Below are 12,080 nucleotides of genomic sequence, written 5' to 3'. Positions count from 1 at the left end.
TCTTGCGTTTCGGGAGAAAAAACAATAATTGTTGTGATTATGCATCCTTTCCGAGCCACTCATACCAATTTGCCTTCAATGGCGCGAAAAGGATGCAGATTTGCAACTTTCCTCTTGCACTTTAGAAAAATCGCAGGAAAAAGATGCAGTTTTGCAATTTCCCCGCCCAATCCTTTGTGTAAGCCGACCAACATGGGGACCTTTCAGCGCATGAACCATCTGCCTTCCTAAACAACACCTCTACAACAATACCGCCACTGTCTAAAATTTTAGAAACGGTCGGAAACAAGCTTCGCTTGCGTAAACAGCAGCAAATAATCGCGGCCGCCGGCTTTTGAATCCGTACCCGACATATTGAAGCCGCCGAATGGATGAGTTCCGACCAGCGCACCCGTACATTTGCGGTTAAAGTAAAGATTGCCCACATGGAATTCGCGTCTGGCTTGCTCCAGATGAGCCCCATTCCGGGAAATCACGGCTCCGGTCAAACCATAATCGGTGCTGTTGGCAAATTCCAGCGCTTCATCGAAAGATTTGGCCTTCGTGAACGCCACGACAGGGCCAAAAATCTCTTCCTGGGAAATTCGGGCCGTCGATTCCACATCCGCAAAAATGGTTGGTTCAATGAAGTAACCGTTTGAATCCCCTGTGCCTCCGCCGAGTACCAATCGCCCTTCCTGCTTGCCGATTTCAATGTACTCCAGAATCTTAGCATATGCTTTCTCGTCGATGACCGGTCCGAGGTTCGCTCCAGCTTCAGCCGGATTGCTCATGATTAGCTTGCTTGCGCGCTCCACGACCTTTTCCAGAACAGAATCATAAACATCCTCATGAATGATCGCGCGGGAACATGCCGAACATTTCTGCCCGGAAAATCCGAAAGCGGATGTCGTGATCATATCCGCTGCCAGTTCGAGATCGGCTTCGTTGTCGACGACAATCGCATCCTTGCCGCCCATTTCGGCGATGACGCGTTTGATCCATTTTTGCCCCGGATGCGTTTTGGCCGCCCGTTCGTTGATGCGCAGACCGACATCCCGGGAGCCCGTAAAGCTGATGAATCGGGTGAGAGGATGATCCACAAGATAATCGCCGACCTGCCCGCCCGGACCCGGTAAAAAGTTGACAACGCCTGCAGGCAATCCCACTTCTTCGAGCAAAGCCATAAATTTCGCCGCGATGACAGGCGTTGTGCTTGCCGGTTTAAGAACGACCGTATTGCCTGTGACAAGTGCCGCCGTGGTCATGCCTGCCATAATGGCCAGCGGGAAGTTCCAAGGAGGAATGACGACACCAACGCCGAGCGGAATATAATACAGCTCATTTTCCTCCTCCTGGCTTACCGTTAAAGGCTGCGGCAGGCTGAGGCGCTGCATTTCGCGTCCATAAAATTCGAGGAAGTCGATCGCTTCAGCCGTTTCGACATCGGCTTCCACCCTCGTTTTACCGGCTTCAAGCGTCATCAAAGCAGAAAATTCATGTTTGCGCCGGCGCAGGATTGCAGCGGCTCTGTATAAATAACGCGCGCGTTCGCCCGGATCGGTGCGCTTCCACGTTTCGAAGGTCGCTGCGGCAACTTGAATCGCTTTTTCCGCAAGCGGTATATCGGCCTGGGACACAATGCCGATCGTTTGCGTTTTGTTAGCCGGATTTATTGAAGCTGCTTTGCGGTCGGTCGTAATTTTCTCGCCGCCAATAATAAGCGGATATTCCTTGCCAAGCTCGGCCTCCACCTTCTTCAGCGCTGCCTCAAATTCCGCATTATTTCGTTCGTCCTTGAAATCAACGAATACCTCGTTTTTGAATTCTGCTCTCATAAGTCGTAAACCATCCTCTCTTTCATGATTTGCGTAATATCACCTGCTCTTAAAATAGATAAGCAAAAACCATGCCAATTAGGCGCGATCCCCAAAAAATAATAGACCATTCGATTTAATCTGATTCACTATTTTTTTGATCGCACAAGACTTCGTTTCCAACTCGCTAACGAATTTTAATGCTGCTTCATCCTTTTGGCATAAATTTTGCTTGATTAATAATGACATGAATCATCGAAAGGGGAATCATCCGTGGATCGTACCGAATTATACCGGAAAGTGCTGCTCTCGATTGCCGGCAACAAGCTGGTCGAGAAGCTGTCTCTTAAATACGGAAAGAAACTGGCTGGCAAATTTATTGCAGGGGATACCTTGGCTGAAGCGCTCGCCGAAATCGAAAAACTGAATGGAAAAGGCATTATGGTTACTCTGGATCACTTGGGGGAAGGCATAAAAGCTTTGTCCGAAGCATCCGGTTACAAGGAAGAATATATTCGGTTGATTGACGGCATCGCGGAGCGGGGCGTAAACTCCAACGTTTCGCTGAAACCGACCCAAATGGGGCTCGCTCTCGATCCGGAAGCTTGCTATAACAATATACGGGCCGTGGTCAGCCAAGCCGCGAAACACAATAACTTTGTCCGAATCGACATGGAAGACTCGCCGTTTACCCAAGCAACGATCGATATCGTTCTCCGCCTGCACGCTGAAGGTTTGACCAATGTCGGCACCGTTATTCAGGCTTATTTATTCCGTACGGAAGATGACGTAAAGAAATTAATCGAAACCAAAGTCAATCTGCGTCTGGTCAAAGGAGCTTACAAGGAACCGGGATCGGTTGCTTATCAGCAAATGAGCGAAGTCATCGAAAACTACAAGAAGATCATCCGCATGCATCTGGACCAGGGCGTTTATACCGCCATTGCCTCCCATGATGACCGTGTCATCAATTGGGTGAAAGAATACGCAAGCCAAAACGGCATCTCCAAGGACGCCTTTGAATTTCAAATGCTTTATGGTTTGCGGATGAATGACCAGGAGCTTCTTGCCAAAGAAGGGTACCGGATTCGCTGCTACATGCCGTACGGCACCATGTGGTACCCCTACTATACGCGCCGCCTGGCCGAAAAACCGGCTAATCTATGGATGGTCGTCAAAAACATGTTTAAATAATATGTCACCGGAAAATTTTCGGCATAACATTCTATTTGAAGGCAAGGGTGATCGAAAAAACGATCCGGGAGCGTAGCGGTCAACCCGCGCAATTTCAGTAGATCAGCATTGTTGAGCTAAAATAAACCTTAAAATGATTTACACCCAAAATCAGGCTGGGTATAATGGCCCTATCACATCATAAATACTTGCATTCGCGATTATATAGGGAGGGCAGCCGCATATGAAGCATCTTTTGCCCAGTCTGGAACACCTGATACGAACGGATCACAGAATCATCACAACGGCTGAACTGGAAACCATACAGGAAGCTGTTGAATTCACCGGAGACAACCCTGTATTTTTGCGCCATGATTCCGGACATTATCAACTAATAACCCATATTTCGGAAAATAGCGACCATGCCGCCGACTTGCTGGATGTTCAGACCGTTAACGCAGATGATTCAATAGCAGGCATCTCTTCTGCCTTTGCTGCCTGTCCGCTGGCGGTGGTACTGCAAAACGGCGAACCGGCAGGATACCTTGCAGCTCGGGATGTGATCGAAGCTGCCGCCTTGGCGCACCGGTATTTGGAGGCTTATTTCTCGACCACTTTGGAAGCGCTTAATCCCGATGTTGCCATCACGCTGATTAATGAGGAGGGACATGTAGCGGTCTGGACATCCGGCGCCGAACATATTTTTTCCATCCGAAAAAACGAAATTATCGGCAAACCCGCATCGGACTTCTTCCCGGTCGACCGGCTGCAATCGCTGAAAACGCTGGAAACCGGCGAATCGGTTCATAAAATGCAGCATCGTCCGCGCCAGGATATGTTTGTTCTCATCAATTCCGCCCCCGTCAAGCTGGATGATCAAATCATCGGAGCCGTAGCGGCGGAGTCGGACTTAAGCACCCAAATGAGGCTTCATCAGGAATTGCTGCAAATGACCAGCAAAGTGCATCATCTGCAGAAGGAAGTCGCGATGTTAAGTCCCTCTACTGATCCGTTCCAGCATATCAAAGGAACAAGTCCGGCGATAAAAAACTGCATCGAAACCATCCGAAAAATCAGCATGACCAAAGCGACGGTTCTAATCCAGGGCGAAAGCGGCACCGGTAAAGAGCTGTTCGCTCAGGCGATTCATCATTCCCGCGAACCGGCCGGAGCCCCGTTTATCGCAATCAATTGCGGGGCGATTCCGGCCGCTCTTTTCGAAAGCGAATTATTCGGTTACGAAAGAGGCGCTTTTTCCGGGGCTGATCCGAAAGGAAAAAAAGGCAAAATCGAACTCGCCGGCGGAGGCACGTTATTTCTGGATGAAATCGGAGAAATGCCTCTGGATATGCAGGTCAAAATGCTCCGCGTCCTTCAGGAAAAAAATTATTTCGCGGTTGGCGGCACCCAATTGAAAAAAGCGGACTGCCGCATCATCGCGGCCACAAACCGGGATTTAAAGAAAATGATTGCTGAAGGCACCTTCCGGGAGGATCTTTACTATCGGCTGAATGTCGTGTCGCTGGATATTCCCGCCTTGCGCGAGCGCAAAGAGGATATCTACGAGCTGACGCAATCTTTTTTGCATGAATTTTCGCTTGTTTATGGCAGGCATATCCAATCCTTCACTCCCGATGTGTTTGAGGATTTGCTTCATTATGATTGGCCCGGGAACATCCGGGAACTCCGCAATACCATTGAGAGGCTTGTGATTTTCTCGTCCGACGGGGAGATTAAACGCGAATATTTGCCTGCACATATTTATTCAGGAGATCAAAGACCGGCTTCCCCCAATGCAGACGCCATTGATCTGAATATAACCGAGATCGACGGGGTCGCATATCAGGACAAGCTCGACGCGTTTGAACGCGAACTTTTGCAAAAAACGCTTGAAGCCGCCGGCGGAAATAAACTTGCCATTGCCAAGCAGCTGGGCATTTCGCGCGCGACGCTCTACAACAAGCTGAAACGGTTAAAATTATAATCATGTGGTGAATGTTCGATTTTTTAAACAGTAAGTTTCTGAGTGTCTAAAATTTTAAACACCTAGAAAATGCTTACTCTGAATAATCTTGATAAGGAAACTTTCCAAACCTAAAAAGAGCGCATTTGAGACTTCAAAACAAGCGGGGCCTGCTGAGTTCTTCATAGAGCAGAGCCCCTGTTTTGGCATTGTCCTCCCATCATTCTGCATTCCCGCTCCATTTTCAGATTTATTGTTGTCCTTGGCCTTCCCCTCTCGCCTTTTAAGCATCCCGTTCAGAAACCATTCAAATCCCCGGTCCACAAGTAGTTCAGATATGCACAACTAAGGTCTATCCGTTGTATTTCAATATGAGTTTTTGGGGATTGACAGAAACAGGAAATGACTATACAATTTCATTAAATTATTTTTCAATGAATATATTTTTAACAAAGGTGATCACATGCCAAATAAACGGACGCAGCTAAAAGAACAGCGAAGAATGGATATTTTAGCCGCTGGACTGGATTTATTTATCCGCAAAGGTTACGGCTCAACGAAAATTGCGGATATCGCCGAGCAAGCCAAGATGAGTATGGGGCTTCTGTTCCACTATTTCGAGTCCAAAGAAAAGCTTTATGAAGAACTGATCAAGATCGGTTGTGAGGGAACGGAATTTCATTTGGAGCAGATCGGCGGGACGCCTCTGCAAAGTTTTAGGGCTGCAGCGGAAGAAATCCTGCATATGATCAGCGGAAATCCCGGTTCGACCAAAATGTTTGTACTTATGGAACAAGCGCAAAACAACGATGCTATACCGCAGGCGGCCAAAGACATGCTATCCCAGGTCGATATCATCCAAAAAAGCATCCCTCTGATTGAAGAAGGGCAAAAAATCGGCGAAATCAGGCAAGGGAACGCATGGGCGTTGTCTACCGCTTTTTGGTGTTCGTTTCAAGGCATAGCGGAAGAAATCGCGCTCCATCCGGATACTCCCTGCCCCGAAGCGGATTGGCTGATCGATATTCTAAAAAAACGGGAATGAAAGTAGAGGGTATGATATGGTGAGACGAAGGAGGGGAAGGAACATTTTCTTTATTTTGATCCTTTGCATAGGCGGGGCAGCAGCCGGAATCCTGATCAAACAAAGCTTTTGGAATGCAAAAAGTGCGCAAGAAAAATTGGATATTATTTTCAATAAGACGGTTGATCATAAAAAGGTATTTGATATGACGGTTTTGATCGAATCGGAAGGCGGGAAATTCTCTTATCGCAATTCGGCGGGAAACATGGATGAAAACAGTCCGTTCGCCATTGCCAGCATTACCAAAATGTTTACCGCTGCCGTCATTTTTAATCTGGCGGATTCCAGGCAGCTGTCACTCGATGATCCGATTGACCGTTTTTTTGGTTCCGGCGAAATCGAACATCTCCATGTGTACAAAGGGCATGACTACACTCATGCCATCACGGTCGGCCAACTGTTATCCCAAACCTCCGGCCTGCCGGACTATTACACGGAAACAATCGGCAAAGAAAAATCTTACGAAGAAGAAATCGCGGAAAATGATGCCGGACTCGCTTTTACGGAGATTTTGGAGCGAAGCAAAAAGCTTGAAGCCCATTTCATCAATGGCAGCGAGGGAAAAGCTTATTATTCCGACCTCAACTTTGACTTATTAGGCAGGATTGCGGAACAGGCGTCAGGCGCAACTTTGGAGAATTTATACGACAAATATATTATTAAGCCGCTGTCTCTGAAATCCACGCATTTAAGCCGACTGGACAGCACATTTACCCCGGTCTATATGGGGGAAGAAAAAGCGTTCCGACCGCTTTATTTAACCAGCGCCAGAGCTTCCGGAGGAATGATCTCCACCGCACCGGAGCTGATGAAATTTCTAAAAGCTTTTTTTAACGGGGAGCTTTTTGCGAAGTCCAACATCGCGAGTGTCGAATGGAACAAAATTCAGTTCTTCCCTCTGGAATACGGCAAGGGGATGATGCGCGTAAAAATGCCGAGGATCATGTCCCCATTTATGCCTGCCCCTGAAATCATTGGCCACTCCGGTTCTTCGGGCAGCTATGCGTTTTATTGCCCATCCAAGCAGGTATATATCGTCGGGACGCTGAATCAAACGGAAAAAAATCCATTCCAAACCATCTATATGATGCTGAATTGCGTAGAATAAATCATTGACGGGCTGCAAGATAGCATTAAAACCGATAGACACAAAAAAACGACCCTTCACCGGCATGTGATCAGGTCGCCTAGCTCAAAAATATTCTCTCTTTTCCATCATAAATTAAACCGGTAACCGACTCCCCAAATCGTCTCGATGTACTGCGGCTTAGATGGATCGGTTTCAATTTTTTCCCTCAATTTGCTTATATAAACGGTCACGGTGGCATTATCGCCTAAAGCATCCAGACCCCAAATCTTCTCGAACAATTCGTCTTTGCTGAACACCCGGTTCGGGTGAAGGGTAAGAAACAGCAGCAGGTCGTATTCTTTGGACGTAAGGGGAACTTCCATTTCATTGACGAATACCTTACGGGCCAATTTATCGATTCGGATCCCCCTTACGCGGATCTCATCCTGATGCCTCATCCGATGATCCGTGGTCAAACGTTCGTATCGGGCAAGATGCGCTTTGACCCTGGCGACCAGTTCGCCTACGCTGAAAGGTTTCGTGATATAATCGTCTGCGCCCAGTCCCAAACCGCGTATTTTATCGATGTCTTCTTTTTTGGCGGTCACCATCAGAATCGGAATATTTTTCGCTTGGCGGACGCGCTTGCATATTTCGAATCCGTCCGTTTTCGGCAGCATCAAATCGAGGATGATCAAATCATACTCCTCTTCGAGGGCTTTCTTCAGACCGATATCCCCGCTTGCCGCAACCTCCACCTCAAAGCCTCCTGCTTCCAAATAGTCCTTTTGCACTTCGGCGATAATTTCTTCGTCCTCAATGATCAATATTCGCTTCAAGAATGCTCACCACCATGACTTGTCTTTGGCAACGTAAAATAGATGCTGGTTCCTTTCCCCTCTTGGCTATCCGCCCGTACCTTTCCGCCTTGGCCTTCGACCATTTGCTTCACGATCGCAAGCCCGATGCCGCTGCCTCCGGTGTCCGTATTTCTTGACGGTTCCGCGCGATAAAAACGGTCGAAAATATACGGCAGCGCCTCCTTCGCAATGCCTGCGCCGTTATCCGTGATTTTGACTGTCGCTTCGCTTACGCCGTCGAACAGTTCCAGCCTGATTTCTTTGGAGGCCTTATCCAAATACTTTAAACTGTTGTCGATAATATTCATAATGACCCTGCGCAGCTTTTCGCGGTCGGCAACCACCAGAACAGGCCCTTCAGCGGGAAAAGAGGATCTAATTGTGACCCCTTCCAGGCGCGGATCCAGCCGAAGCTCTTCGGCGCAGTCACGCATATATGCTTCAAGATCCACTTGTTCCAAATGAAACGGCAGCCGTTTCAGGTCCAATTTGGAAAACAAAAGCAGCTCGTCAATAAGCCGGTCCATATCATCTGTCTTTTTCGCAATCATATCGATATATTTTTCCCGCTTAGGCCCTTCCGCAATGCCGTCCTGAATCCCTTCCACGCATGCTTTGATGCCGGTAATCGGCGTTTTCAGGTCATGGGAAATGCTGGAGATCAGCTCTTTGCGGTTTTCTTCGTATTGCAGCTGCAGATGGATCGACTCGTTTAACCGGAAACGCATTTCTTCAAAAGCCGCCCCCAATTCCCCGATTTCGTCTTTCCGCTGCAGGTTCACCTCATGGCTGAGATCCCCTTCTTTGATTTGTACTGCGGCCTGTTTCAAGGCATACAAAGGTTTGATCAGATTTCGGGACATCAAAAAGGTTAAAATGCCGTTCGTTAACCCGATGACAACAAGCAGCGCAAGAAGAAGGAGCGGAAAAAGTCTCCTAACCCCAGCCAAAAGCGGGCTCATATCCGTAAGCAAATATACTTCACCGCTGCTCCGATCGGTAAACCCGATATCGAATTTCTGCACCGAAAAGCGGTTATCCAATTTGCTGCCGCCCCAGTGATGTCCCGACTGGTCCGCCTGTGTTTCCTGAAGCTTCAGGTATAAGTCCTTCCCGTCCACAAAAGGGGACGCAAACGTAATTTGTTGATTTTTCATCACGACAAGTCCGACTTGCAGCCTTTTCAATTGTTCATCCATCGACTTCAAAAACTTCAAGTCCGTAAACCGGTCAGGCTCTGTTCGAGTCATAAATTTAATGCCGGCAGCCAGCTCGGCGCGTTCGTTGGATGTTTTCCAAAAGGCTTCCGATCCGATCCCGTCCGCATTTTTAATGATTGCAAAATAAAGCCCCAGGGCAACCAAAACGAACAGGATAACCGGAATAACCGTCATGGCGATATAAGAAAGCAATAGTCTCGTCTTGATGGACACGGACAATTTCCCCTTAAAGTTGTTTTCTTTCGAACAGCATCAACCCCGCCGTATAAGACATTATAATATAGGCAAGAAGAAAGAGAAACGTATTGAACAGCTTACCGACCGATGCACCGCTGCCGGTCCATAACACATGCCAGTTCGAATAGGAAAAGACCGACCATCCCGAAACTTTCGGGAATATAAACGGCAGAAGCTTGCCAGTCGCATAGACGAAAATAATTGTGGTCAATGCACCGCTGCCCGTTCGAAAACACTGCGCAATAAACACCGACAGCAAACCGATTGCCGCCATTGGCAAAAACGCAGCCGTGTATGCTTTTAAACTATCCGCAAGCCCCCCAGTGATCCCTTCTCCCGCGATTGCCCATCCCGAAACGCTTGATACGATCCAAAGAACGGATAAATACACCCATGCGTAAACCATGATCGCAAGCACTTTAGCGGCAAACGCTTTGGCCCTCGTAATCGGGCGAACGAGAACGAGCTTTATCGTGCGGGCAGCCACCTCTCCGGAAAAAGAATCGACCGCCGTTATCGACAACATCATCGGAAGCAGAAAAAACGTAAACAAGCTCAGCATCAGCATCGGCAAATCCCCACCGAGTCCCCAAATGACGCTCGTTTTATTTCTTAGCAGGGAAAGCAGCATGGTGCAAATGACCGGAATGAGGAGGGTAAGGAGCAAAAAAACTTTGGTCTTTCGCCTGCGCCAAATTTTCTCGATTTCATTCAGCATATTTACCTTTAAACTATACATTTCGAATCGCTTCCTTTGGTTGTTGGATTTGGGAAAGAACGTATTGCTCAAGCGTTGTCCCGCCTTGCAGCAACTCATCCTTGTTTCCTATGCGGATCAAGCTCCCGTTGTTCATAATCCCGATGCGATTCGCGATCATGCCGAGGTCGTGCATCAGATGGCTCGCAATCAGAAACGTAATTCCCTGCTCTCTGGACAGCTGCAAAACCGTATTCCGCACATCGGCCATCCCTTCGATATCAAGCCCGTTGGAAGGTTCATCCAATAGAACCAACTTGGGATCCGACAGCAGTGCTGATGCCAGCCCCAACCGCTGCTTCATGCCAAGCGAGTATCCGTTTACCCGTTCATGTTTATATGGAGTCAGGCCAACCTGCTCGAGCACCTGATCAATTCTCGTTTTTGGCAAATCGCGGTAAAATCGGGCGGAAAGCTTCAAGTTGTCATACGCACTCATGTATTCATATGCCTCCGCCGTTTCAATCAAGCAGCCGACATGGCTCATCGCTTGTTCGAAAGCCTCCGCTACATGATGCCCGAAGATGCGAACACTTCCTTGATCCGGGCGGATCAAGCCCAAAATGATTTTTAGCACCGTTGTTTTGCCTGCACCGTTCGGGCCTATAAATCCGAAAATATCCCCTTTCATCACATCAAAGCTGACATTGCGAACGCCGCGCCCGTTTGGATAACATTGGGTCAGGTCATCCACTTCCAGCAGTTTATCCATGTTCGGTTCACTCCTTTCTAGGAACGGTTCAAAGAGAAAGGCAACCGGGACGGCATGCCGATCCGGTTGCCTTGCCGCTTAATGATGCCAGCCCCGCTTCGGCCCATCGCTTTGCACTTCCGTAATCCGTTTTCCCGTCAAATCCACGCGGTCCGGAGTCGTTTGATTATAGTCCGTAAAATCGATGTGAATTTGAACGGTGAGGATATGCGATTTACCGGAGTCATCCGTGCCGGTGATGTTGATTTCCGCCGTTTGCTTTTCAAGGATTTGGTCTGGGTTGATCTTCGCGTCGAAATTGATATGTTCAATCTTGATATTGTCTGTTAGCTTCGGAAGATTCAATTCCAAATCGGAAGATGGGTTTGGAGATTGCGCGGCTTGTTTCCGGCTTCCATGCTCCCAATCCCCGCTGCCGGCCTTTGAAGCAACCAAAGATCCGAGCGCATTCACGACGGCTGGAATTTGGTTTCCCGAAAGATGCAGCTCGGTATGTTTACTCCCATCCGATTCATTTTCAACTGTGGCAAGATCCCGAATGTTCCCTACGAGCGCATCAACCACTTGCTCTGCCGCTTTCGGCATATTAGGCGCTGTTTCCGCGCCGTCCTTATGCTGCCACTTGGAAGCATTTTGCGTCATCAACCGGTATTCTTCCTGATCGCTGCTTTTGAAAATCATCTTTCCGTCCTGCCTAAACGCCTGCACTTCATGAGTCTGTTTGCCGTCCTTCATTGCAGCGACCATACTCATCGTTTTTAGTTTATGGTTCATTTTGATAACTGCCGTTCCGGACAGCACTTCCATGCCGTTATCGGTCACAGTCATGTCCACATGGGAAGTGATGCTTTCCGCCGCTTTCGTATTTTTTAATGCCGTTTTGTACACGTCATAACCCGAAGTTCCCGCCATCGCCGAAAAACCGCTCGTAAGCAGCATCACTGCGCCCAATCCGAAGCCTGCTGCAACAGGCAACCATTTTTTTCTCATCGCTATTCTCCATCGTTTCATATTCGAAAGCCTCTGCGGCGGTACGAGTTCCATTCCCCCCTCCCATGATCCGACTAGTTTGCCGAAGCTTTCTGTTATTCATCATATCCGCCAGGTCTAAAACGCCTCTAAATCAAGTATTAAAAAAGTATAAAATAACCCCACAAAGTGACGTGTAGCCTTTGAAGCTTATTCCGCTTACTTTGCGGGGACCCCGGA

At 48.2% G+C, this 12,080-nt stretch carries 10 protein-coding genes; 4 read left to right on the top strand and 6 right to left on the bottom strand.

The features are described from left to right. Positions 1-269: 269 nt before the first annotated feature. Positions 270-1,817: an L-glutamate gamma-semialdehyde dehydrogenase gene (gene pruA, locus L6442_RS13175; RefSeq protein WP_212977298.1), complete on the bottom strand. Its 1,548-nt coding sequence runs from the start codon at positions 1,815-1,817 to the stop codon at positions 270-272. Between the two features lie 252 nt (positions 1,818-2,069). Between pruA and L6442_RS13170 the strand changes: the two genes are divergently transcribed. From L6442_RS13170 to L6442_RS13155, 4 genes are all read left to right on the top strand, one after another. Beyond that, on the top strand, positions 2,070-2,990 hold the full coding sequence (locus L6442_RS13170; protein ID WP_212977297.1) for a proline dehydrogenase family protein: 921 nt from the start codon (positions 2,070-2,072) through the stop codon (positions 2,988-2,990). Positions 2,991-3,213: 223 nt separating this feature from the next. After that, positions 3,214-4,953: a sigma-54 interaction domain-containing protein gene (locus tag L6442_RS13165; RefSeq protein ID WP_212977296.1), complete on the top strand. Its 1,740-nt coding sequence runs from the start codon at positions 3,214-3,216 to the stop codon at positions 4,951-4,953. A gap of 442 nt (positions 4,954-5,395) precedes the next feature. Continuing rightward, positions 5,396-5,977: a TetR/AcrR family transcriptional regulator gene (locus L6442_RS13160; protein WP_212977295.1), complete on the top strand. Its 582-nt coding sequence runs from the start codon at positions 5,396-5,398 to the stop codon at positions 5,975-5,977. A 16-nt stretch (positions 5,978-5,993) separates the two neighbouring features. Next, positions 5,994-7,124 (top strand): serine hydrolase domain-containing protein, encoded by a 1,131-nt coding sequence (locus tag L6442_RS13155; RefSeq protein WP_212977294.1) that lies wholly within the window; start codon positions 5,994-5,996, stop codon positions 7,122-7,124. A 107-nt stretch (positions 7,125-7,231) separates the two neighbouring features. On the opposite strand, the gene L6442_RS13150 is transcribed toward L6442_RS13155, so the two are convergent. The 5 genes from L6442_RS13150 to L6442_RS13130 all read right to left on the bottom strand — a co-directional run bounded on the left by L6442_RS13150 (position 7,232) and on the right by L6442_RS13130 (position 11,861). After that, entirely contained in the window at positions 7,232-7,924 is a 693-nt protein-coding gene (locus L6442_RS13150; protein ID WP_212977293.1) for a response regulator transcription factor, read from the bottom strand. Further along, positions 7,921-9,378: a sensor histidine kinase gene (locus L6442_RS13145; RefSeq protein ID WP_212977292.1), complete on the bottom strand. Its 1,458-nt coding sequence runs from the start codon at positions 9,376-9,378 to the stop codon at positions 7,921-7,923. Before L6442_RS13145 ends, L6442_RS13150 begins: the two co-directional genes overlap by 4 nt. Positions 9,379-9,391: 13 nt before the next feature. Next, positions 9,392-10,141 (bottom strand): ABC transporter permease, encoded by a 750-nt coding sequence (locus tag L6442_RS13140; protein ID WP_212977291.1) that lies wholly within the window; start codon positions 10,139-10,141, stop codon positions 9,392-9,394. Continuing rightward, the gene (locus L6442_RS13135; RefSeq protein WP_212977290.1) at positions 10,134-10,871 is read right to left on the bottom strand and encodes an ABC transporter ATP-binding protein; all 738 of its coding nucleotides are present in this window, start codon (positions 10,869-10,871) and stop codon (positions 10,134-10,136) included. Before L6442_RS13135 ends, L6442_RS13140 begins: the two co-directional genes overlap by 8 nt. A gap of 78 nt (positions 10,872-10,949) precedes the next feature. Continuing rightward, on the bottom strand, positions 10,950-11,861 hold the full coding sequence (locus L6442_RS13130; RefSeq protein ID WP_212977289.1) for a hypothetical protein: 912 nt from the start codon (positions 11,859-11,861) through the stop codon (positions 10,950-10,952). Between the last annotated feature and the right edge of the window lie 219 nt (positions 11,862-12,080).

Source organism: Paenibacillus azoreducens (assembly GCF_021654775.1).
Taxonomy (GTDB): Bacteria; Bacillota; Bacilli; order Paenibacillales; family Paenibacillaceae; genus Paenibacillus_AQ; species Paenibacillus_AQ azoreducens.
The sequence above is the reverse complement of the archived record's forward strand: the minus strand, read 5'-3'. Positions and strand labels throughout refer to the sequence as shown.

What these genes read in the sequence shown, in the direction of transcription:
- pruA (WP_212977298.1), bottom strand. Translation starts at nt 1,817, where the DNA reads ATGAGAGCAGAATTCAAAAACGAGGTATTCGTTGATTTCAAGGACGAA.
- L6442_RS13160 (WP_212977295.1), top strand. Translation starts at nt 5,396, where the DNA reads ATGCCAAATAAACGGACGCAGCTAAAAGAACAGCGAAGAATGGATATT.
- L6442_RS13130 (WP_212977289.1), bottom strand. Translation starts at nt 11,861, where the DNA reads ATGAGAAAAAAATGGTTGCCTGTTGCAGCAGGCTTCGGATTGGGCGCA.
- L6442_RS13140 (WP_212977291.1), bottom strand. Translation starts at nt 10,141, where the DNA reads ATGTATAGTTTAAAGGTAAATATGCTGAATGAAATCGAGAAAATTTGG.
- L6442_RS13165 (WP_212977296.1), top strand. Translation starts at nt 3,214, where the DNA reads ATGAAGCATCTTTTGCCCAGTCTGGAACACCTGATACGAACGGATCAC.
- L6442_RS13155 (WP_212977294.1), top strand. Translation starts at nt 5,994, where the DNA reads ATGGTGAGACGAAGGAGGGGAAGGAACATTTTCTTTATTTTGATCCTT.
- L6442_RS13135 (WP_212977290.1), bottom strand. Translation starts at nt 10,871, where the DNA reads ATGGATAAACTGCTGGAAGTGGATGACCTGACCCAATGTTATCCAAAC.